The sequence below is a fragment of the Dialister pneumosintes genome, assembly GCF_001717505.1.
GTDB classification, from domain to species: domain Bacteria; phylum Bacillota; class Negativicutes; order Veillonellales; family Dialisteraceae; genus Allisonella; species Allisonella pneumosinta.
The window spans coordinates 873880-896964 of the sequence record NZ_CP017037.1; the positions used below are offsets into that span (position 1 = coordinate 873880).

A 23085-nucleotide genomic window follows, 5' to 3' on the forward strand; every position below is an offset into this window, starting at 1 on the left:
AATCCTCCCATTTACATTGTTCATCTGATTTTAATAATTTTTTAATATTCATAGTTATTTTACATAGTATTAAAAACTACTGTGTAAATAAAACTTCAACAATATCGCCTCGTTCTAGTGTACTACCTCCCATTGGATACTGTGAAGATGCAAAGCCCGAACCTGACGGTTTAAACCCTAATCCTGCTTTATTTAGCCAATCTGCCGTATCACGAATGGACCAACCTGTAAAATCAGGTAATATAACCATCTTATCATTAGCAGACGGCAATTCCATCGATGACGGTTTGGTTATTTGTATAGGACTTGCATGAACATTTTTCTCATCATAAGTCGGTATTCCTAAGTATCTCATAATTTGACTCATAGCTTCTGCAAATACGGGAGCTGCTACTTGTCCACCATAATAAACTCCACGTGGATTATCTAAAACAACAAGACAAATCGCTTTAGGATCTTCTGTCGGTCCAAACCCACAAAAGGAAGCAATATATTGATTCTCAAGATATCCGCCATTAACAGTATCTAACTTTTGTGCCGTTCCTGTCTTTCCTCCCATATGATACCCAGGTACACGAGCATTAATTCCACCGCCTTCAGATACTTCTTTTTCCATCATGTCCTTAACTGCATCCGCTACTTTTTTATCAATCGGATTTGCGACCACTTTGGTTTTTGTTACGGAATAGTCTGATCCATCCGGATTTTTTATAGAAGCAATCAAATGCGGTTGTACCATTTTTCCACCATTAGCCAATGCACTATATGCTTGTACCATTTGTAAAGGAGTAACTGCAATTCCTTGTCCAATTGACATAGTAGCCACATCAATAGGTACCATATCTTTAGGATTAAATAAAATTCCTGCCCCTTCACCGGGCAATTCAATACCGGTCGGTTTCCCAAATCCAAACTTTTTCGCATAATCAGTCAATGTTTCTCCACCGGTAAGCAATCCAATATGTGCAAATCCGGTATTAATAGAAAACTTTAATATATCAACTAATTTAATATCGCCATACGCTTCATCATCCCAATTACGAATAGCATGTCCGGATGCCCATACTTCACCGGGGTCATGCCATATGCGTTCCGTATCATAAGTACCTGCAGCCAAAGCAGCTGCCGCAATAATTGGTTTAAAAGTAGATCCCGGCTCATAAATATCAACCACTGCTTTATTTCTAAATTGAGCTTCTGTTGCATTAGAGAAATGATTCAAATCGTAGGTGGGTCGATTAGCCATTGCGAATATGGCTCCGGTTTGTGGATCCATAACAATAATAATCCCTCCGTTAGCATGTGTTTTTGCCATAGCTCTATCTAGTGCACGTTCTGCAAAAAATTGTATATTTTCATCAATAGTTAAATATACCGATTTTTCTCTTTCAGCCAAATAAGGTGCTGATGCAGAGTGCAAAATAGGAATACCTCTGCTATCTGTAGTAAGAACCTGTAAGTTTACCCCACCACGAATCAGCTCATCAAGAGACATTTCCAATCCATCCAAACCCTTATCATCAATTCCGACAAAACCTAAAACATTAGCAAGCAAAGAATCATTCGGATAGTATCGTTTGTTTTCATCTACAAATGCAAAACCTTTTAATTGCTTTTCTTTTATCACTTGTTGTACTGCATCAGAAACTTCGGGATCCATAAGACGCGCAAGCCACACAAAATGAGTATCACTTGTCAATTTATTTTCTAACTCCAATTCAGGTACATGTAGTATAGGAGCAAATAAACTAGCTGCTTCCTTGGCAGAAATTTCCATCATTTTTGGATCTGCATAAAATGACTTTACTTGTACAGAAAATGCTAATTTCTTTCCATTCCTATCGTAAATAGTTCCTCTTGGTGAATATAATTTTTGGGTATCTTCCGTTTGTGCTTTCCCCATGTTCAAATACCTATTATGTTGAAAAGCTTGTACATAAATTAAACGAAAGGCTAATCCTATTCCTAAAATAAAAAATATTCCCATAAGTGAAAATACACGAGAACGAATTATCCTACCAGCACGTTGCCTATATTTCATTAACAATTGATTCGATATAGGTTTACGCATGCTCTTTTCTCCTCCTAAATCTTATTGCAGCTTCTTTTATAAATACTTCTTCATTTTTCAATTGTCCGTTTTGTACCCTCTGAAGAATGCGTTGCATCCCTTCTGCTACGTAAGGAGATAATATTTGAGGCACATCCGCTCCATAATGAAGTTCTCTGGTTGTAATTGGCATTCTTTTAGCTAAACTTATCATATATTGCCCAAACTGTTCATGTCCAATAAGATCTATCGTATCATATCCACATCCAACAATATCTGCCTTACATACATCAGTTAGCTCTCTAATAGCTTCTATCATTTCTTTCGATGAAAAAAAGAGTTTATTTTGTGCCATCTGACGTATCCATTTCTTTACATTAGCCTCTTTGTGATGTGCAAAATAATGAAATCTCATATGTTCTTTTACAATCCAAGTTACATGATGAATCAACTGTTTAGGCATACGCCATCTGGTAAGTATTTCTTTTGCTATACAAGAACCTTTTAAATCATGACCATGATCTGTAATACGATTTCCATTAATTTCACGTATACCAGGCAAACCTTTCCCCACATCATGAAGCAAAGTTGCCCACCGTGTAATTAAATTTCGTGGTGCCGCATCTACGGCAACTAACGTATGATTCCAAACATCATACTTATGAAATTGCTTCATTTGCGGAAGTTCTACTAAATGCGACAATTCAGGCAAAATAGGTATCTTTATGTATTTTCCATTCTCTTTCACTCTACAAGAGTTATTTCCTAAACCACTTCTCACTAATAAATCAAGTCCACGCGATGCATAAGGAGCAACTAGTATCTTATTGACTTCTATTCGAACTCGTTCTAAAGATAATCCTGATACACGGCATAAAGCACTTGAAATCCCAGCTATTAAAGATTGATCTGCGGTAAAACCCAGTTGTGCCAAGAATCGGCAAGCACGAAATAATCGTAAAGCATCTTCATTAAACCGTGATATAGCAGAACCTACTGTACGAAGTGTTTTATTTTTTAAATCTTCTTTTCCATTAAAAAAATCATATAAAGTACCATCTTTGTCTATTGCCATTGCATTAACTGTAAAGTCTCTTCGACTTACATCATCTTCTAACTTTTCTGAATATGCAACTTGAGATGGTCTATGACTATCTTCACCATAACACTCACTTCTAAATGTAGCCACTTCATAAGATTGCCCCGCAAGACTAACAATCATTACACCAAAACTATTTCCTACGTTCTGAATCACTTTCCATCCAGACTTAATAGCAATATCTGCTACTTCCTGTGGTTTTGCTTTCGTAGTAATATCCCAGTCATGAGGTGTTTTCCCCAGAAGCAAATCACGTACGCACCCTCCTACAATATACGTTGGATAACCGTGATATTCCAATGTATACATAATTTGCCTTGCACCCGTATCAATTGTATCTATTTTAACTGTATTTGATATATTCACATTTCTGTCTACCATTCATACATCCCCAAATTTTTCGACTTCATCATCTATTTTTAATATTTATTTTCTATAATAAATCATTTATGAAAAGGGGGCAAATAGTAAAAAACTGCATTTATCTCTTATCGATAAATGCAGTTTTTCCCGTTTATTTATATTGTTCAGGCAACTCTGTAGTCCTAGCTACTCCACTTTCAATAGCAGCTTTCGCAACTGCCTTTGCTACCGCCATCGGTACTCGTGGGTCAAATACATCAACCACAATGTGATTTGGGTCACTATTTTCAGATGTTGCAAAATCAGCCAATGCATAAGCTGCTGCCAACTTCATTTCTTCATTAATTTGTCTAGCACGTACATCCAAAGCTCCACGGAAAAGTCCGGGGAATACAGAAGAGTTATTTACCTGATTTGGCATATCACTTCTTCCTGATCCATAAATAAATACGCCTTTGTCCTTAGCTTCATCATACATAATTTCAGGAACGGGGTTTGCCATCGCAAATACAATACTCTTATCTGCCATAGTTCTTAGTGCCTCGCAATTGAAAACACCCGGCGCAGAACATCCGATTAAAACATCAGCTCCACAAATAGCATCTTCTAAAGTCCCTTGTTTATTATCCGGATTCACCTTAGTTAAAAGTTCACACTGTACACGATCTCGTTTTCCATTATCATATAAAATCCCCTTTGAGTTAAGTACAGTCATATTTTTCGGATTAGCTCCTGCTTCAAGAATAAGACGTGCAATAGCTGTACCTGCCGCACCGGCTCCATTTACAACAATTTTTACATCTTCCAATTTCTTTTCTGCCACTTTAAGTGCTCCTAAAAGTGCAGCTAATGCAGCAATAGCAGTTCCATGCTGATCATCATGGAATACCGGAATATTCATTGTTTTCTTCAATTCATCTTCAATATCATAACACTTGGGAGATGAAATATCTTCTAAATTAATACCTGCAAAAGACTTTTCTAAAAGTTGTACAGTCCGAATAAATTCATCTTTATCTTTAGTATCGATAACAATCGGAATCGCATCAATATTGCCGAATCTCTTGTATAAAGCAGACTTTCCTTCCATAACAGGAATAGATGCTGCAGGACCTATGTCTCCTAATCCAAGAACACGTGTCCCATCTGAAATAACTGCAACAACATTACCACGCCAAGTTAATGTCAAAGATAAATCTTCATCTTCTTTAATGGCTAAACAAGGTGCAGAAACCCCCGGTGTATACACAGTCGCAAGATCATGACTATCTTTCATATCTGCATTTAAAACCGTTTTAATTATCTGATGTTTACTTTCTCTAAGTTTCATTGCTTCCTTTTTAAGTTGTTCGGTATTCATTATGTCTCCTCCTGCAGTACCATAAACTAATCTTTAATAGCCGGTAAATTTCTACCATTAAATATCTCATAAATTTCTTGTCTAAGAAGATGTCTTATTTTCTTTTGTTCACGAGTCATAATTTGTTTATTGATTCCTCCAAATAAATATTTGGCTAAATCAGATACTTCTTCTTTTATAACCATCTTGGTGTGAAAAATATTTTCTTGATATACGTTTACATCTATCATATTATATTTATTCCGAATAACCGGATCAATATAATTCTGAATAGAGTTTATACGATGATCAATAAATATTTTTTTACCATTTACATCTCGAGTAAATCCACGTACCCTATAGTCTAAAATAACAATCTCCGCTTCAAAGCACTGTAATAAAAAATTCAATGCTTTTAAAGGAGAAATTTCTCCACATGTAGACACATCAATATCTGCTCTAAAAGTACAAATCCCATCTTGTGGATGCATTTCAGGATAGGTATGCACCGTAATATGGCTCTTATCCATATGAGCTACGACATCCTGCCGTTCATTTTGTATTTGTTCTTCTGCAATAAGTATAGTTACACTCGCACCTTGAGGCTCATAATCTTGCTGTGCCACATTAAGAATTTTGGCTCCAATCATATCCGCCACTTTTTGTAATATTTGAGTTAAACCTTCTGCACTATACTTCTCATCAATATATTGTAAATACTTTTTACGTTCCTCTTCTTCCCTTGCATAACAAATATCATATATATTGAAGCTTAAAGTTTTAGTCAGGTTATTAAAACCATGTAGTTTCAGTTTACGTATTTTCATTCTTATTCTTCCTCACGCTATAACTTTCCTAAATTTTAATTATAGACGATGAGTAAACTCTAATCAAATACCATTGTTTTTAATTTATTTAACAATAATTGTAATGCATGTCCCCGGTGACTAATTTTATTCTTTTCTTCTATAGATAATTCTGCCATTGTTTTTTCTAAAGAAGGAATGTAAAACAAGGGATCATAGCCGAAACCATTAGTTCCTTGATAAAAATCACGTATAATACCTTCACAAGTTCCTCTTACAGTTAACTCTTTTCCATTAGGCCAAACCAATGCAATTACACACACATAATGACCACGCCTATCTTCTCCATGAAAGGTGGATAAGTCTTTTATCAGCTTTTCATTATTTGCTTTATCATCACCATGTTTTCCTGCATATCGTGCTGAATAAATACCGGGTTTATTTTGCAATATATCGGCGATAATTCCCGAATCATCTGCTAATACGGGAAACTGTGTGATATTTGCATAATAACGAGCTTTTTGTAATGCATTTTCTTCAAAAGTTCTTCCGGTTTCTTCGGGCTCTTGTATATCACCTAACTCTGATACCGAAATTATATCCCATCCGATTTCTGAAAGAATTTTTTGGAATTCGCGTATTTTGCCTTGGTTATGTGTTGCCAACACGACTTTCATAACACACCTCCTTTATAAGAGTCTCTTTAATTATACATCAAACTTTTAAAAACTTCACTCTTTATGTTTTTGTGCAATTTATTGTATATACTTAAACGATATAAAAAGCATACATGAATATTCATGTATGCTTTTACTTCTAAATATAATATTAACGCTTGGAGAACTGGCTTGCTTTTCTAGCTTTCTTAAGACCAGCTTTCTTACGTTCAACCATACGTGGGTCACGAGTAAGAAGCCCTGCACTCTTAAGAACTTTTCTATAGTCTCCATCCACTTCAAGAAGTGCGCGACTAATGCCATGACGAATAGCACCGGCTTGTCCTGTGCTACCACCACCTTGAACATTAGCAAGAACATCATATGCATTGGTTGTTCCAGTCAATTCCAATGGCTGTTTGATGATTAATTCCATGGTCTTAAGTGCAAAGTAATCCTTAAGTTCACGACCATTAACTATAACCTTGCCTTGTCCCGGTACCAGACGGACTCTGGCTACGGATGTTTTTCTGCGGCCTGTGCCGTAGTATGTTGCTTCTGCCATCTTATTATTCCTTCCCTTCTGGTATCAGCTATTAGCGAATATCAAACTTAATTTCTTCCGGTTGCTGTGCAGCATGCGGATGTTCTGCACCTGCATACACTTTAAGCTTACGATACATTTGTTCACCAAGCTTATTTTTCGGAAGCATTCCACGAATGGCACGTTCTACCATCCAAACCGGCTTCTGCTTAAGTGCATCACCAGCCTTCATATATCTATCTCCACCTGGATAACCGGTATAGTGGAAATATACTTTAGTCTGCTCTTTATTTCCTGTAAGAACAATCTTATCTGCATTGATAATCACTACATAATCACCGGTATCAACATGTGGTGTAAATGTTACTTTATTCTTTCCCCGAAGGATTTCTGCAACTCCTGCAGCCAGACGGCCAAGCGTCTTACCTTCAGCATCAACGATATACCATTTTCGGGTAATGTTACCTGAATTGGCCATAAATGTGGTTCTCATTCTATGAATCCTCCTTTAATACTGACCGCAAGTTTATCCTTCCTCCGGGGCTAGTGGTTTCCGGATAAATCTCACAAGGGGTATTATATAATTTATTCTAATTCTTGTCAAGAAAACAGTGGGTTTATTATTCTTTACTATTTATAAAAAGCGGATATACATCCGCTTTTTATATTTATTCTTGCTCTAATAATTCTTCTTCCGACATATTTTCAACAACGACCTTTTCCGGTGCATGAATAGAGTGATATTTGAACAAATTCATAACCTGTTCACTATTTATAGTTTCTACTTCCATTAATGCCTTAGCCATAGCATGAAGAACTTCGATATTTTCATTCAAAATTCTAATAGTATCTTGATATGCTTCATCCAAATACTTATGGAATTCTTCATCAATCATGGTAGCAACTGCTTCACCATAATTTCTTTCAGAACCTAATTGCTTACCCAAGAAAATCTGTTCCTGATGTTCCCCAAATACCATAGGCCCTAATCTGTTACTCATACCCCATTCCATAATCATTTTTCTCAGAATATTAGTTACCTGTTGAAGATCATTTGATGCCCCACTGGATATTTCATTGAAAATAATTTCTTCTGCACAGCGACCACCAAGTGCTACACGAATTTGTGCCAATAAATGAGACTTTGTAATAAAGTTTACTTCCTCATGAGGCAACATCATCGTATACCCACCTGCTTGCCCGCGAGGAATAATAGTAACCTTATGTACATTATCCGCATGTTCAAGTACAGTTGCCATAATTGCATGTCCGGACTCATGATATGCAGTAAGTTTCTTTTCTTGTTCACTTACTTTATGACTCTTTCGTTCCGGTCCATATGCCACTTTTTCACTTGCTTCTTCTAAATCCACCATAGTAATTACTTTTCTATTAGCACGAGCCGCCAATAAAGCAGCTTCATTTAGAAGATTTGCAAGATCTGCACCGGTAAAACCGGGAACTTTTTTGGCAATGGTATTAAAATCCACTTCAGGATCTATAGGTTTGTTTTTAGCATGCACTTTAAGAATTGCAATACGTCCTGCCAGATCCGGACGTCCTACCACTACCCGACGATCAAAACGTCCCGGACGTAATAAAGCAGGATCAAGAATATCCGGACGATTTGTTGCTGCTAAAGTAATAATTCCTTCATTAGCACTAAATCCATCCATCTCAACCAACAATTGATTCAAAGTTTGCTCACGTTCATCATGTCCGCCGCCAAGTCCGGAACCACGTTGACGCCCTACTGCATCAATTTCGTCAATAAATACGATACAAGGTGCATTTTTCTTTGCCTGTACAAATAAATCACGCACACGAGAAGCACCTACTCCGACAAACATTTCTACGAAATCAGAGCCTGAAATGGAGAAAAACGGAACCTTAGCTTCTCCTGCTACCGCTTTAGCTAATAAAGTTTTACCCGTCCCGGGTGGTCCGACTAACAATGTACCTTTAGGAATCTTAGCCCCAAGTGCAGTATAACGGCTTGGATTTTTAAGGAAATCAACTACTTCTGAAAGTTCAGCTTTTGCTTCATCCTCACCTGCCACATCTTTAAAAGTGACTTTAACACGACCTTCATCCGTCATTTTAGCTTTGGACTTGCCAAAATTCATAACACGTCCTCCACCACCTTGCGTTTGATTCATAATCCAGAACCATACCCCCACAAGAATGAGTATGGGTAGAACGGATGATAATAATCCCATCCACCAAGATGGCTGTTCCGGTGGACGCACAGTAACTGATACACCATTATCCGTCAATTTATTAAGCAATGTACCGGTATCATTCGGCAAATAAGTCGCAAATTCAGTTCCGTCTTTTAATTTACCAACAACAGATTCCTCTGTCATAATTACAGATTCTACATTTTTATTGTTAACCTGTGTAACGAAACTGCTGTAAGTGATTTCTGAACGTTTGCTTTGCGGATTCACAAAAGTATTAAACACCGTTATAACAATAGTAATCACCAGAACATAGAGTGCTACGTTCTTAATAAATTTTCTCAAGTCATTTCCTCCTTCTCTGCCGTATAAGCAGAAAGCTTATTTAAGAAATTATTCTATTCTAATATTTTAACAAGTTACTCTATACTTACAAGGTCTTTCTTATAGAAGTTAATCATTATTTTATCATATAGAAATATCTCAATCAAACTTTATCGAAAAATTTAAAAAGGCCATGTCATATCAGACTATGCCTTTTTATTTTGAACTATTTATTCTTTATTATATACTTCTGATTTCAGCACAGCTACTGCAGGAAAATTCCTATAATGTTCCGCATAATCACAACCATATCCAACAATAAATTCATCCGGAATATCGAATCCTATATATTTTACAAAAACATCTTTTTCTCTACGTTCTTTTTTATTGAGGCAAATTGCCAATTCTACAGAAAGTGCTCCTCTACTTTTTAAAAGCGGGCATAAGAAATCCATGGTAATCCCTGTATCAATAATATCTTCTACAACAATAACATGTTTATCTTTGATATCCTTATCTAAATCTTTCTTAATACACACCTTTCCTGATGATGTAGTACAATCTCCATAACTGGAAAGAACCATAGTATCTATAACAAGCGGTAAATCAATATGACGCATTAAATCACATAAAAAAGGCATAGCCCCCTTGAGAATTCCCACAAGTACAACTTCCTTACCTTGATAATCTCTTGTTATTTGTTTTCCTAATGCAGCAATACGTTCTGCTAATGCATCTTTTGTTATAAGAATATTTTTTATGTCGTTCATCAATGTTGCCATTTACTTGCTCCTCAAAGTTAATACGAGATACCTTTTGGTCTGTTGATCGGGCAATCCATACCTACTTCCTCGCAAGAACCCAATCCAATACACATAATTTTCATCAGCTATAATAGGCCAATTTTTTCTTTTTTCTGCCGGAATTTTTAAATCTTTCATACATTTAAAAAGTTGTTTTCTACCTGACATCCCTTTAGGAAAAAATATATCATCATTTCTCCCTTGACGCAATTCAATATGTCCTACTTTATCTGCATCAAGAATAAATTGATTTTTACCAATTATTGTAGGATGTTTTGAAAATTCCTCTATATGTAATTCATAACTATCATCAAAAACCATTTCCTTTATCCCATCATGTGTATTCCCACAAAAAAATTCAGCTTTTCCACAAGCAAGATAAACCATAACTCCTGCATGTGAAGTTATTTGTCCCATACTTCCATGCTCTATTAAATCACGTACAACTTCAATACCATCAAAACTGATAGTTTTACCTTTCAGCTGATTTTCAACAATCACACTCTGCATCACTCGTCGAAGAATACGTCTTTTAAAAGCAAGAGGAATTCTGTTGAAAGCCTTAATATCCATCAATATTTTTCGGGGCTGTTTATTTACACATTGTTGTACTAACTTATCCGTTTCCAATGTCAATATTCGCTCTTCTTCTCTTATAATTTCTGCTGTTTGATTCAATGTTTTCACAATACCGACATTATATTTTTTTAATTCCGGCAGAAGTTCCAATCGAATATGATTTCTTGTTGTAATTGCCATATCATTAGTTATATCATGACAGGGTTTATAAGGGAAAGTATCTACGAATTCTTGAATTTGTGACTTAGTAGCCCATAAAAAGGGGCGGATAATCTGTTCTCTTTTAGGATGTATACCGGTAAGCCCCAACATTCCGCTCCCCCGAAGCAGATGATAAAGAATCGTCTCTGCTTGATCATCTGCATGATGTGCGGTCGCAATCCATTGATATTCTCTCGTGTCAACAATTTCGTATAGTGCTTTATAACGCAAATTGCGTCCAACCGTTTCAAGCGATTCTCCGGTTTGTGCCGCAATTTTCGGTACTTCTGCCTGTCGAATATAACATTCGATTCCATGTTCTTTACATACATCACTTACAAATACTGTTTCCGATTCTGCCTCTTCCCGCATATGATGGTTGACACAACAACAACCGATTGTTAATTTTTCCAATTTTGCCACTTCAATAAAAAAAAGAAGTAATCCTAAAGAATCCGGTCCGCCTGAAACAGCTGTTAAGATACGGTCTCCTTCTTTCCATAAATTATGTACATGTGCACAATCAAGTGTAGCTTGTATAAAATCTTCTCTTTTCATAGTATTCATACCGGCGAGATTACATCTGCCTCCAGAAGTCCTTCCTGCAAATCTCTATCACTTACTATCGCCTTTTCTACCGCAAAATACTCCATAAGAGCATCTAAAATTGTAACACCTGCCACAATAATATCTGCGCGTTCAGGACGAAGCCCTTTTAAATGACAACGTTCTTCATAAGAAATATTAAATAATTTTTTCAGCAAATCAGTAACATCTTCCGGATTAACCTCAAATCCTTGAATCTTCTTCGCATCATACTCTTCCATTTCTTGTAACATAGATGCTACAGAAGTTGCCGTACCGCCTACAAATACCCATCTCTTTACAGCAGCTACTTCATCTGCCCGGGAAAATAATTCAAAACAATGTTTTTTTAACTCCCCTATACCTCTTGCTCCAACCATATCAAACTGTCCGGTACAACGTACACATCCCAATGGTAAGCTGGTTCTAAATCCAATATCATTTCCAAAACCCATACAAATTTCCGTAGATCCGCCGCCAATATCAACAACTGCCGTTAATGCTCCGGGACTTCCAGCTGCTCCTACATAACTGTAAAAAGCTTCTTCTGTCCCGCTAAGAATATGTAATGGTATCTGTGTTTTTTCTTCAACTTCTTTTGCAAAAGAAGCCCCATCCGGTGAATCTCTAAAAATAGCTGTTCCATATGCATACAAGTCATCTATACCGACCTCTTTTGCATCATTTACAAAATCTGCTACGGCTCGCAAGGTACGTTCCTTTGCCGCAGCTGATAAATTTTTCTGTTGGGACATTCCTTCTCCTAATCGAGTCGAGTTTAGTTTCTTACTTAATATATTCCATTCTCCATTTTCAAGTTTTTCAGCGATTAATAATCGAACTGAATTTGTTCCAATATCAATAATTGCTCTTCTCATGAAATCACCTTACTATAAAAAATTAACATACTCTATAGAAAGAAGGGGCATACAAGATGCCCCTTCTATATCAATCCGACCAACGAGATCCACGACCCCCGCGTTTAGACTCCACATTACGTTTCAAATCTAACAATCGTTCTCCACTATCTTTTAAAAATCGATTAAGTTTATCCTCAAAAGATCCACTATCATTCCTATGTTGATTCCTTCTAAAGTTTGATCCATTTCTCTCTTTATTAGAAAAATGAGATTTGTCCATTGATAAACTTTCTCTTACCAAACCAATCGATTTCTTTTTTTCATGATGCGCGGTTGTCGATATTGCCTGCTTAATAGAAAGTGCTACTTTTCCATGCTCATCTATAGAAATAACTTTAACCTGTACTTTGTCGCCTACTTTCAGAAAATCATTGATATCACTTACATATTCATTTGCAATCTCAGATATATGAACCAATCCTGCCATATTTTCAGATAATTTTACAAATGCCCCAAATTTAACAATACCTGTAATTTGCCCTTCTAAAGTACTTCCAACTTCTACCGCCATGAAAAAAGAAAATCCTCCCTTTTAGGAATATAAAATATTTACATCAATTATACGCAAATTCAAAGGTATTCGCAAACAACACATTTAAATTTTCCAAATAATCATTTATATTTTATGGTACATAAGGTACTTCTCCGGGCTTCACCAATCCCAATTCATGTCGTGCTTTATCCTCTATAACTTTAGGGTCATTTAAATCCATTTTTTTCTGTTCTAACATATTTTTTTCTTCTATTAATTGTTGTTTAATTTGTTCTGCATTAACAATTTCTTGATGTAATACATAAAGCTCATAAGCTTTATTCCCTATCAACAATAAAAACAGAGTTAAAACAATAGCAATGGCCACTTTATAAGCAGAGTACTTTCTCTTTTTATAACGTTGATGTTTTTTCTTCATATAATTCCTTACCTAATAATTGATTAATCCATTTATAAATGCGAGGTTCTTCTGCTAATTCTTTTTGATACTTTTCTTCTTGCTCTATTATAGAAAAACCATAATTAAGCCATTTTTGTACATCTTGCCAACGTGCCTCATCATTATATACACTCATAATAAGCAACTGTCCATTTCGCTCCGCAGAGGCAACTAAACATTCTCCTGCCGCTTCTGTCATACCTGTTTTTATTCCATTAGCACCATAATATTTGCTATCTAAAAATTCATTTCTATTCTTTATAAGCTGCACAGTGCCATCTACATATGTCATATTATATATTTTTTTAGAAACAATGTCTCTAAACATTTGATTATTCATTGCATAAGCAGCAATTTTTGTCATATCAACAGCCGTTGAATAGTGCGTGGGATCTGTTAATCCGCTAGCATTGCTAAAGTGAGAATTCGTACAACCTATAATATTCGCTTTTTCATTCATCATTTGTATAAATCGATGATACTCTCCCCCGACTGTTTCTGCTACGGCAGAAGCCGCATCATTACCTGAAACAAGCATCATTCCATACAACAATTGTTCTAATATTATTGGATTGTCAGGTGAAATCCCCAATAATGTACCATCTTGTTTTATAGAAAAAGAGCTAATATTAGCTTCTTTTTTTAATAAAGTATGCCCCTCTTCTAACGCAATAATACAAGTTAGTATCTTTGTTGTGCTTGCCGGATAAATAGCACTATCTCCGTTTTTTTCTGCAATAATTTTATTTTTATTTGTCCACAATAAGGCCGCTGAAGCGCCCTGTATCGGTGGTGGTTTTATAATATCCGGTGGAGTCGGAGGCGGTGGTGTTACATAAACAGCAATCCCTAAGCATATAGATAAAAAGAAAACAACACCACTGATATACACAATAACTTTCTTCATTATAAAGTCCTTTTTTATAGTCCCATTTTCTACTTAATCAATCTTTTACTTATCATACAAACCCTCTAACAATTGGTCAACAAATGTATTTACAACCATTTTATAAATTCTATATTCATCTTTTTTGATTTATTTCAATTTGTTATAATAAATGAACAAAATATACACGATAACTAATTATCAACTTATAAGGAGGTCTCAATGAACCCCACATTATTCTTTTCTTTATCTGTAGATTTTATACCTGACATGCAAGATGGGCGCCAATCATTTATAGAAAAAATGAAAGAAACAGCAACTCTTTATCAAAGTCCTTTTTCTTTTGATGCTAAAGACCGTCCAACCATTGAAAAAATAACTTCAGCCAATTTATTAAAAATACTTCCCACTTTAGACCTATCTGCTTTCGGTACATGGCCATCTTGTATTTTAACTTGCACAATACAATCTAATCACACCGTTTATAGTATAGGAATGTCTGATGGATGGGATATTTACATAGGGAACAAAAACTTCTTTGCTTTCGCTCAATTTCCTGCCGATGCTTTACAGATTATGGAGGAAGCTTGCTTATATTATATAAACAATACGGAGAATCAATCTTTTCAAGAATTTGTTGCCCAAATCGGATTTGATTCATTTAGAGATACCATATTAGGAAATATAAATCCATCTACCAATGCACAATCCATGCATATAGATAATCCTGCATTTAATTTAAAAGAAGGTGACTTTGTTCGTCCTGAGCATAATATTATGCAGATTATCGATGTATATCCGGATATGGCCCCATTTTTAATGGAATACGGAATGTCCTGTGTAGGTTGTTTCATATCCTATGAAGAAAATCTTTGGCAAGGAGCACAAAGTCATGGTCTCGATGTCTTTGAAATTCTAGGAGAAATGAATGAATATATCGCCGATAAATACAATAAAAAAGTAATATCTAAGGAAACCCCTATGGAAGATATTATAACTTTATATCCCCAATTATTAGGAATTCTTCAATCTTTTCATTTAGAAATGCCTGCAGATATGCAAACCCCCTTAGGTGCCATATGTAATAAAGCCAATGTAAATGTAAACGATGTAATTAATGCTTGTGATGATAAGCTTCGTGGAGTATCTGAGATATAATTATAGTCTGTGATTCCCAAACATAAAAGGTCTTTGAATAGATATTCAAAGACCTTTTTGCATTACTGAATAATATGAGCATGTGTTAAAGCTATTACAATAGGGGCTACGATAACACCTGCTAATGCTGCCTCCGGTAAACCATTAGTAACAGCAACACCTTCCAACATCATACGAAAAGCATCTAAAGACATTCCTTGATGTGTAGCAAACGGTGCCCCGACTAACATATAAAAAAAGGATAAGAATAACCCGGTATGCAAAAGAGTTGTTAATACAGAAGTAACAGTTGCTCTAATTAAAATGCGTCCCGGTATATGCTTATATATCCACCAAGCAATAAATCCAATAGTTACTCTTGGAACAATACAAATTAAAAACCCATACAATACATTATACTGCTGTGCAAACTGTAACATAATCGCAGGAGATCTAAAGCTCTGTATAAAAGAAAATAACCCAAAAAAGAACCCAATCATACATCCAACTTTAGGTCCTGCTACAATAGCGCCAATAATAGTAGGAACATGTAAAATCGTGGCATTAATTGTAAATAAAGGAATAAATCCATATCCGGATAATCCTAAAAAAACTGTAATTCCCACTAAGAGCCCCGCAATAACCAATTGTCTGGCATCCATTAATCCTTGTGGTTTTAAAACAACATTTTTTTCCATAATATCCTCCGCTCCCGCTCCTAAAAGGATGCAGGTCGAAACCTAGATAACACTTTATTTTTATAGTCCGGCTCTGTGAGATACCGGCAGATTAAAAAACACAGAGTTATCTACTAATAATGACTTATGTATTATAACATGTCTGTATTCCTTAATAAAACTGCAATAATTTATGTTATTGAAAAAATCCAATTAGTTACCTTTTTACTTCCCCATAAAGATAAAGCATTTACCCATAAATCAGAAAGAAAAGGGAACATAGCTAAATAAGATGGATCAAAATAAGTTCTCCAGCCCCCCTCCCATGGAATCCTTATAGAAACAACCATAGGAATAAACATGAAAGTTAACCAAAATAAAGCTGTAAAAATAACTCGGATTGCTCTATATCCTTTGGTTCCAGTTAAAGCAAAAAATACATATACTGCTATAGTAATCATTGCAATAAAAATTTTTATATACAACACATACCACATATTTACCATTAAAATATAAGCACCGGTCAACGGATCTAAATGAGTTCCTCCCATAATATATAAACTAAATAAGCTAATAATTGCCATTCCGGGAATAAATCCAATCAGAAAGCAACAACTACTCCATAATTTTATAAAAGGAGATTGTGTATCACGAATCCATTGATACCATCTGGATATTAAATGAACCAACCATGTAATAAATATAATATGTAGTGCCATTCCTAAAACAATACCAATTGTTAAAAATGTTCCACCCAAACTAATCCATGGCAAATAATACCAAATATATGCACTGATAACAGGCATGAACCCCAGCCAAAGGACAATATGCACTATAGCTTTTAACTTCTTAGATAAACCATCATACTCTTCTTTTTGTACTAAATACCAAAAGAAAGGCATTAACAGTCCAATAAATAAAAAACTGAAGAATGCTATTATCAAAGTCTTTGGGGTATGTAAAATATATCCCACTACAGGAATAGGCATTATTCCCCCTAAAAAAAGCATTATTAATTTTAGCAATTGCATCCTATTATTCATAATTTCAACCTTCTATCTTTTTTTATGTCGTCCGATGTTCGAGTTTGTTTCTTTTTTCTTTTTCTTACGCATATCACTTCCTTTATGCCCTAATGCTTTATGTTCTTTCTTCTTAGTAGGTTTATACATACCCGGTGTAACTACCTTCTTCTTAGTTCTACCTGCACGAACTCTACGAATACGTCCTTTTTCATCATAACGTGTAATTGTTTCATGTATAGACTTTTCTAATTTACGTAAAAGATTGCCATCTTCCGGTGTAGCGTAAGTAATAGAAATTCCAGTAGTTCCGGCTCTTCCCGTTCTGCCAATTCGATGCACATAATATTCAATATTATTAGGAATCCCAAAGTTAAATACATGAGTAACTCCGTCAACGTCCAACCCGCGAGCAGCGATATCGGAGGCTACTAATACTTGTATTTCCATTTTTTCAAATCTTTTTATAATTTGATTTCTTTGTCCCTGACTTAAATCACCATGCAACTCTGCTACAATAAAATCTCCTTCTTCTGCCAAACGTGTAGCAAGTTTTTGCGTTTCTTCTTTTGTATTACAAAAAACAATACTCATAAAAGGCTGCATTTCTTTTATGTGTCGAATTAAAAGAGGTAATTTATGTTCCCGTGTTGTTTCATAAATTCTTTGTTCAACGGTAGATGCAGTTTCTTTTTCTGCTACATCTATTTTGTAAGGATTTGTCATATACTTACGTCCTAAGCGTATTGCCTCCTCTGACATGGTTGCAGAAAACAAAAGTAATTGCCTGCGTTTTGGCGTTTCATCGATTAAAGTTTCAATATCTTCTCTAAATCCTGCTGCTAACATTTGATCGGCTTCATCAAGAATTACAAATTTCACATGTGACAAATCTAAAGTACGACGGCGAACATGATCAAGTAAACGTCCCGGTGTACCAATAATAACATGAGGATTTCTCTTTAATTTTTGTATTTGATTTTCTATAGTTCTCCCACCAATAACGTCAGCAGCATCTATACCTTGCATTTCAGCGAAAGGCTTTAATACATCAAAAACTTGCTTTGAAAGCTCCCTGGTAGGTGTTAATATTAACACCTCTACGTTTGTTTTTGCTATATGAATCCTTTGTAGAACCGGTAATAAATATGCCAATGTTTTCCCTGTACCGGTTTGTGATTTACCAATTATATCCCGTCCTTTAAAAATCTCCGGAATTGCTTGTGTTTGAATAGGTGTTGGTACTATAACTCCTTGTTTTTTTAATATATCTATCAAATTATCGGTAATTCCTAATGTTGCAAATGAACCCATCTCTAAAACCTCCGTTTCTATCATATTATATTCATGTTCAAAATAAATAACTCATACCCAAAGTATACTCGATTCCGAATATATTTAACATATAATTATATTCATAAATAAAAAGCCAGATGAAATTTTACATCTGGCTTTTTTCCATTGGTGCCGGGGGTGGGACTTGAACCCACACGATATTACTACCGGCAGATTTTGAGTCTGCTGCGTCTGCCAATTCCGCCACCCCGGCATGTGTTGACAAAACATATTCTATCACACGCCGTTAAAACTCGTCAACATGATTTTTAACAATATTATGTATTATTTTTTGCTCATTATAAGCAGTCATATCCCACCCTAAAGGAGTAAGTGTAACTTTATTTCTATGAATCCAATATATGTCTGTATTTTTAGGCTCTATTTCTATTTCAGGTTCTCCCCCTATCCAATATCCCTGATTACCATCTGTATCCGTAATCACTTTTATGGCATTTTTATACCGATGAAGACCTAAATCTACTAGTTTCAGTTTATTTAATGTTAATTGCTCCATATACGGTATATTTAAATTCAAAGTTCCTTTATATTGGTTTTTTACAAAAATTTCTTTAACAAGTTCAACAGTGAATTTACAAGCACGTAATAAAAAATGTTCAGGATTTATTCTCTCCAAAGAAACGGCCATAGATGGAATACCAAATACACAGCCTTCCATAGCACCGGCTACGGTACCACTATATAGACAATCGGTTCCTATATTATACCCTCTGTTAGCGCCGGAAAGAATTAAGTCAGGCTTATCATTTACTAACAATCCTTCAAGAGCTATTTTGCAACAATCTGCTGTCATTCCTCCACAAGAAAATACTTGTATGTTCGTTCCATAACTTGGTTGCTTTTTTAATGAAATATACTCTCTAAGTGTCAAAGCACCCGAGCAAGAACTACGTTCTCTATCGGGTGCTACTACAGTTATTCTAGCAAATTCAGAAATTGCAGATGCCAATGCTTTGATTCCCGGTGCTTCATAACCATCATCATTTGTCATCAAAACATGCATTTTTCTCATTACCGGTCTAACTCCTTCTTTCGTGTAAGTGAAGCTTGATCAAACTGCATACTACGGGTATGGATTGTATGTACCCATCCTTTTTTATGGCGATCAAGATATCCTAAAAAAGTAACAGGAATCCAAGAGTACATAAAAACAGGATAGACAATCCAATATGCCCAAATCTTTAGAGGTACTACAATTTGCATTAAAACAATAAGAGGTAATATATATTGAATGGTTCCAAGAATAGCCCAAAATTGACGAGGAACTAACACATCATTATACAAAATAACTGTAAAACAAGGATAAAACATATTGATGTACGTCATAATCGCCACAGCTGTAGAAAACAATAAGAAATGATTTTGCAACAACTGCATAATACCATCAAGAATCATAAAACTTTTATGTTTTATTGCGGAGTGAAACAACTTTGGAATATAGCGTTCTGCACAATCAAACTGTCCTTGTGCCCAACGTTTACGTTGTTTCCAAGATGCAATAAAGCTTAAAGGTTTTTCATCATAAACAATAGCATCATGTGCCCAACAAGTGCGTATACCATAAGTCAAACATTTAACTGAAAACTCCATATCTTCCGTTAAGCAATCACAACCCCAACCATATTTTTTGATAACATCAGCGGATATACACATACCAGTGCCACCCAAAGCAGTAGATAAACCTAAATTATATTTTCCTAGATGCCATAAATGATTAATCGTCCAGAAAGCTATCGCAAAAGTTCCGGACACCCAAGTATCTGTTGGATTTTTCGCCGAAAGATATCCTTGCATAATCTTTTGCCCTTGCAATAATCTATTATTCATTACAGATAAAAAATCTAAGTGAACTAAATTATCTGCATCAAAAACACAGAAAGCGTCATACCCTTTATTGAAAGATTCAATTTGAGGAAATGCCCAATCCATTGCATATCCTTTACCAATGTCTTTTTTATTGAAGCGAACCAATGCGGTAGCATCATGTTTTCTTGCTATAGCAGCTGTGTCGTCTGTACAATTATCTGCTATAACATATATATCATATAATTCTTTAGGATACTTCAACATCTTAAGGTTTTCAAGTAAATCACCGATGACCATACTTTCATTATGTGCCGGAATCACTAAAGCAAACTTATTTTGAGGTTCTGCTAAATTCTTTTCCTTCTTATGCCACATCCCAAAAAGAGCAACAATAAAATAATACACGGTAAAAAACGCAATTATTAGTTGAGCCGGAATCATGACTAAGTCTAAATAGTGAGTCATTTTTACTCCTCTTCATGAACCTCTATACTACGTTTTCTACGTCTAATAATTCGACGTGATTTTCTTTTACGATTCATATAAGTGTTAATCATTCCAAATAATATATATCCGGCACAAATAGCTGCTGCCCAAGTAGTCCAAGCTAATATTATACAAACAACCATAACAGCTAAACTAATCAATAATGCTTTTAAATGCAATCTATCTGCACTTGCACCTTTATTATCCGGATAATGAACTTCACTCACCATTAATATTCCCAACAAAAATACGAATACTAATGCAAGCCAGTCCCAAATTCTAACTCCGGACAATACATAAGTAGCAACAATCATCCCTGTTGTTGGACAAGGAAGCCCTTCAAAGTAACCATGTACAACATCACTTTTTACATTAAAACGAGCTAAGCGAAATGCACATAAAGTTCCTAACAAAGCACAAATAATCATACCGATAATTCCTAAATCATGTAATTGATAGGAATACATAAGCACACCGGCACCAATACCAAAAGAAATATCATCACAAAGAGAATCTAACTCTACTCCTAAGGGACTGGACGTGCCAAGTGCCCTTGCGGTTCTCCCATCGGCTGCATCTGCTACTACTGCTAATAAAATACAAATAGCTGCCAAATTAAATTCTCCATTAAAAGAGAACATAATACTTAATCCACCTAGAAGTCCATTAAGTGCAGTCACTCCATTGGCTATCCAAGATTTCTTCACTTACTTCAGCCTCCCTATTACTGTCAAACCACCTTTAATAGAATCTCCCTTTTTGATACAAAGTTCAACATCACCAGGGATATATATTTCTGTGCAAGAACCAAATTTAATCATACCATATAGCTCGCCTTTTTTTACTTGATCTCCTAAATTTTTCCACGAGACAACTCGACGTGCCAATATTCCTGCAATTAATATAACTAAAATAGATCGATGCTTACCAACAATTCCTATAGCGCCTCTTTCATTTTCAAATCCAACTGAATCTTTATAGGCCGGCAGAAATTTACCTTGTGTATAAGACTGGTATTGTATAGTTCCTTCCATAGGTGCTCTATTTACATGTACGTTAAATACTGATAAAAAAATTGTAATTTTATGACATTTTTGCCCTAAAAAAGTATCTTCCTGCACATTTTCTTCAATCTCCATAACAGTCCCATCTGCCGGAGATACCAATAATTCTTCTCCTACAGGAATTTTAGAGTTACGATTTGGGCATCTAAAGAAAAATGCAAAATAAATGCTAAATACAAAAGGGAATACTGCTATATAATAATATCCCATCCAAGCAACAAACAATGCAATTAAAAATGCACCTAAAATAAAAGGGTATCCTTCTTGTACTATTAATGGTTTCTTTAACATTATGACCTCTTTGAATCCTTTTTCCATTTTTTTACAGCTAACATAAATTTAGGTAATGCAACCATTCGAGTAATACGGCTCGGTTGCAAAAACAATCGATATGCCCATTCTAAACGATGTTTTTGCATCCATAACGGTGCACGCTTTAAATGACCTGCCATTACATCAAAAACACCACCGACTCCAATAGCAATCAAATTCCCTAATTCTTGTTTATGCTCATATATCCATTTTTCTTGCTTAGGAACACCCATTCCTACAAATAATAATTTTGCCTGACTATTTCTTATTTCTTGAATGATAGCACTTTCTTCTTCCTCATCAAAAAAGCCATCATGGATACCAACAACCGGATTTTTCTTATACTTCGCTTCAAAACAAGCAGCCGCTTTTGCAGCAACACCAGGTGCACCGCCTAAAAAATATATAGGCCAATCATACTCAACCGCCTGTACCATTAATTCCTGCATCAAATCTGCTCCGGTAACACGTTCCGGAAAAGGAGTACCGAATACTTCTCCTGCCCAAAGAACTCCTGCACCATCAGCAACTACTAAATCAGCATTACATAAGACCTTTTTTAAGTCTTTATCTTCCTGTGCTCGCATAATCATTTCAGCATTAGCTGTTGCAATTATATAGCTCCCAGATTTCTCTATATAACTTTTACAAATAGCTACTGCTTGAGTCATAGATATAGCAGCTACCGGTATATTCATAATTTCATGTGTTTTATAAGATAACATATTCATTAATAATGATAAGGTGTGATTATAGACATGATTACTTTATAAAAAACATGCCTACTCCCTCACCTACAAATAAATTTTCAGGGAATTCTAATCAGAGTTATATATTTTTCTAAATGTAAATTGGTATAAACATAAGAGTTTTATCTATATTATAAATCTAAATATGATAAAAATAGCTTTACCATTCATTCTAAATCAAAATTGAAAGCATATCAACAATTTAACAA

The 23085-nt window shown here is 35.3% G+C and carries 23 protein-coding genes and 1 tRNA gene; 1 reads left to right on the forward strand and 23 read right to left on the reverse strand.

Annotated features, from left to right (window positions below):
• Nucleotides 1-76 precede the first annotated feature (76 nt).
• The 14 genes from BCB69_RS04305 to BCB69_RS04370 form a co-directional block, all read right to left on the reverse strand.
• Entirely contained in the window at nucleotides 77-2041 is a 1965-nt protein-coding gene (locus BCB69_RS04305) for a penicillin-binding protein (protein WP_069177409.1), read from the reverse strand.
• A 22-nt stretch (nucleotides 2042-2063) separates the two neighbouring features.
• Nucleotides 2064-3530, reverse strand: a complete 1467-nt coding sequence (locus BCB69_RS04310; RefSeq protein ID WP_083990013.1) for a CCA tRNA nucleotidyltransferase — start codon at nucleotides 3528-3530, stop codon at nucleotides 2064-2066.
• A gap of 133 nt (nucleotides 3531-3663) precedes the next feature.
• Nucleotides 3664-4872 (reverse strand): NAD(P)-dependent malic enzyme, encoded by a 1209-nt coding sequence (locus BCB69_RS04315; RefSeq protein WP_069177114.1) that lies wholly within the window; start codon nucleotides 4870-4872, stop codon nucleotides 3664-3666.
• Between the two features lie 26 nt (nucleotides 4873-4898).
• Nucleotides 4899-5678 carry an adenosylmethionine decarboxylase gene (gene speD, locus BCB69_RS04320; protein WP_022513086.1) on the reverse strand — a complete coding sequence of 260 codons (780 nt, stop codon included), beginning with the start codon at nucleotides 5676-5678 and terminating at the stop codon, nucleotides 4899-4901.
• A gap of 59 nt (nucleotides 5679-5737) precedes the next feature.
• Complete coding sequence (locus tag BCB69_RS04325; protein ID WP_022513085.1) at nucleotides 5738-6334, reverse strand: XTP/dITP diphosphatase; 597 nt, start codon at nucleotides 6332-6334, stop codon at nucleotides 5738-5740.
• 151 nt (nucleotides 6335-6485) lie between these two features.
• Nucleotides 6486-6878 carry a 30S ribosomal protein S9 gene (gene rpsI / locus BCB69_RS04330; RefSeq protein ID WP_069177115.1) on the reverse strand — a complete coding sequence of 131 codons (393 nt, stop codon included), beginning with the start codon at nucleotides 6876-6878 and terminating at the stop codon, nucleotides 6486-6488.
• 31 nt (nucleotides 6879-6909) lie between these two features.
• The gene (rplM, locus tag BCB69_RS04335) at nucleotides 6910-7350 is read right to left on the reverse strand and encodes a 50S ribosomal protein L13 (RefSeq protein WP_022513083.1); all 441 of its coding nucleotides are present in this window, start codon (nucleotides 7348-7350) and stop codon (nucleotides 6910-6912) included.
• Between the two features lie 175 nt (nucleotides 7351-7525).
• Nucleotides 7526-9382 (reverse strand): ATP-dependent zinc metalloprotease FtsH, encoded by a 1857-nt coding sequence (gene ftsH / locus BCB69_RS04340; protein ID WP_069177116.1) that lies wholly within the window; start codon nucleotides 9380-9382, stop codon nucleotides 7526-7528.
• Between the two features lie 209 nt (nucleotides 9383-9591).
• Nucleotides 9592-10143 carry a hypoxanthine phosphoribosyltransferase gene (gene hpt, locus BCB69_RS04345; RefSeq protein ID WP_069177117.1) on the reverse strand — a complete coding sequence of 184 codons (552 nt, stop codon included), beginning with the start codon at nucleotides 10141-10143 and terminating at the stop codon, nucleotides 9592-9594.
• The gene (gene tilS, locus BCB69_RS04350; RefSeq protein WP_069177118.1) at nucleotides 10144-11511 is read right to left on the reverse strand and encodes a tRNA lysidine(34) synthetase TilS; all 1368 of its coding nucleotides are present in this window, start codon (nucleotides 11509-11511) and stop codon (nucleotides 10144-10146) included.
• Nucleotides 11508-12407, reverse strand: coding sequence for a Ppx/GppA phosphatase family protein (locus BCB69_RS04355; RefSeq protein WP_069177119.1), 900 nt, complete (start codon nucleotides 12405-12407; stop codon nucleotides 11508-11510). The genes tilS and BCB69_RS04355 overlap by 4 nt, the downstream gene beginning before the upstream one ends.
• 70 nt (nucleotides 12408-12477) lie before the next feature.
• Nucleotides 12478-12960 carry a S1 RNA-binding domain-containing protein gene (locus tag BCB69_RS04360; protein WP_069177120.1) on the reverse strand — a complete coding sequence of 161 codons (483 nt, stop codon included), beginning with the start codon at nucleotides 12958-12960 and terminating at the stop codon, nucleotides 12478-12480.
• Between the two features lie 112 nt (nucleotides 12961-13072).
• Nucleotides 13073-13360, reverse strand: a complete 288-nt coding sequence (locus BCB69_RS04365; protein WP_069177121.1) for an FtsB family cell division protein — start codon at nucleotides 13358-13360, stop codon at nucleotides 13073-13075.
• A complete protein-coding gene (locus tag BCB69_RS04370) occupies nucleotides 13335-14288 on the reverse strand; it encodes a D-alanyl-D-alanine carboxypeptidase family protein (RefSeq protein ID WP_069177122.1) in 954 nt (317 codons plus the stop codon). The genes BCB69_RS04365 and BCB69_RS04370 overlap by 26 nt, the downstream gene beginning before the upstream one ends.
• Nucleotides 14289-14489: 201 nt before the next feature.
• Here BCB69_RS04370 and BCB69_RS04375 point away from each other — a divergent pair, with 201 nt between their 5' ends.
• Nucleotides 14490-15425: a DUF1858 domain-containing protein gene (locus tag BCB69_RS04375; RefSeq protein ID WP_022513704.1), complete on the forward strand. Its 936-nt coding sequence runs from the start codon at nucleotides 14490-14492 to the stop codon at nucleotides 15423-15425.
• Nucleotides 15426-15487: 62 nt separating this feature from the next.
• Here BCB69_RS04375 and BCB69_RS04380 read toward each other — a convergent pair whose 3' ends face one another.
• The 9 genes from BCB69_RS04380 to BCB69_RS04420 all read right to left on the reverse strand — a co-directional run bounded on the left by BCB69_RS04380 (nucleotide 15488) and on the right by BCB69_RS04420 (nucleotide 22858).
• Nucleotides 15488-16102 carry an ECF transporter S component gene (locus BCB69_RS04380; protein ID WP_069177123.1) on the reverse strand — a complete coding sequence of 205 codons (615 nt, stop codon included), beginning with the start codon at nucleotides 16100-16102 and terminating at the stop codon, nucleotides 15488-15490.
• 170 nt (nucleotides 16103-16272) lie between these two features.
• A complete protein-coding gene (locus BCB69_RS04385; RefSeq protein WP_022513702.1) occupies nucleotides 16273-17124 on the reverse strand; it encodes a hypothetical protein in 852 nt (283 codons plus the stop codon).
• A 12-nt stretch (nucleotides 17125-17136) separates the two neighbouring features.
• On the reverse strand, nucleotides 17137-18417 hold the full coding sequence (locus tag BCB69_RS04390) for a DEAD/DEAH box helicase (RefSeq protein ID WP_069177125.1): 1281 nt from the start codon (nucleotides 18415-18417) through the stop codon (nucleotides 17137-17139).
• A 148-nt stretch (nucleotides 18418-18565) separates the two neighbouring features.
• Nucleotides 18566-18652: transfer RNA gene (locus BCB69_RS04395), tRNA-Leu, on the reverse strand.
• Nucleotides 18653-18685: 33 nt separating this feature from the next.
• Nucleotides 18686-19471, reverse strand: a complete 786-nt coding sequence (gene surE, locus BCB69_RS04400) for a 5'/3'-nucleotidase SurE (RefSeq protein ID WP_236887173.1) — start codon at nucleotides 19469-19471, stop codon at nucleotides 18686-18688.
• On the reverse strand, nucleotides 19471-20730 hold the full coding sequence (locus tag BCB69_RS04405) for a glycosyltransferase family 2 protein (RefSeq protein WP_022513699.1): 1260 nt from the start codon (nucleotides 20728-20730) through the stop codon (nucleotides 19471-19473). The genes surE and BCB69_RS04405 overlap by 1 nt, the downstream gene beginning before the upstream one ends.
• A gap of 2 nt (nucleotides 20731-20732) precedes the next feature.
• Entirely contained in the window at nucleotides 20733-21458 is a 726-nt protein-coding gene (pssA, locus tag BCB69_RS04410; RefSeq protein WP_022513698.1) for a CDP-diacylglycerol--serine O-phosphatidyltransferase, read from the reverse strand.
• Entirely contained in the window at nucleotides 21459-22106 is a 648-nt protein-coding gene (locus tag BCB69_RS04415) for a phosphatidylserine decarboxylase family protein (protein WP_022513697.1), read from the reverse strand. It lies immediately after the preceding gene.
• Complete coding sequence (locus tag BCB69_RS04420) at nucleotides 22106-22858, reverse strand: WecB/TagA/CpsF family glycosyltransferase (RefSeq protein ID WP_069177126.1); 753 nt, start codon at nucleotides 22856-22858, stop codon at nucleotides 22106-22108. Before BCB69_RS04420 ends, BCB69_RS04415 begins: the two co-directional genes overlap by 1 nt.
• Nucleotides 22859-23085 lie beyond the last annotated feature (227 nt).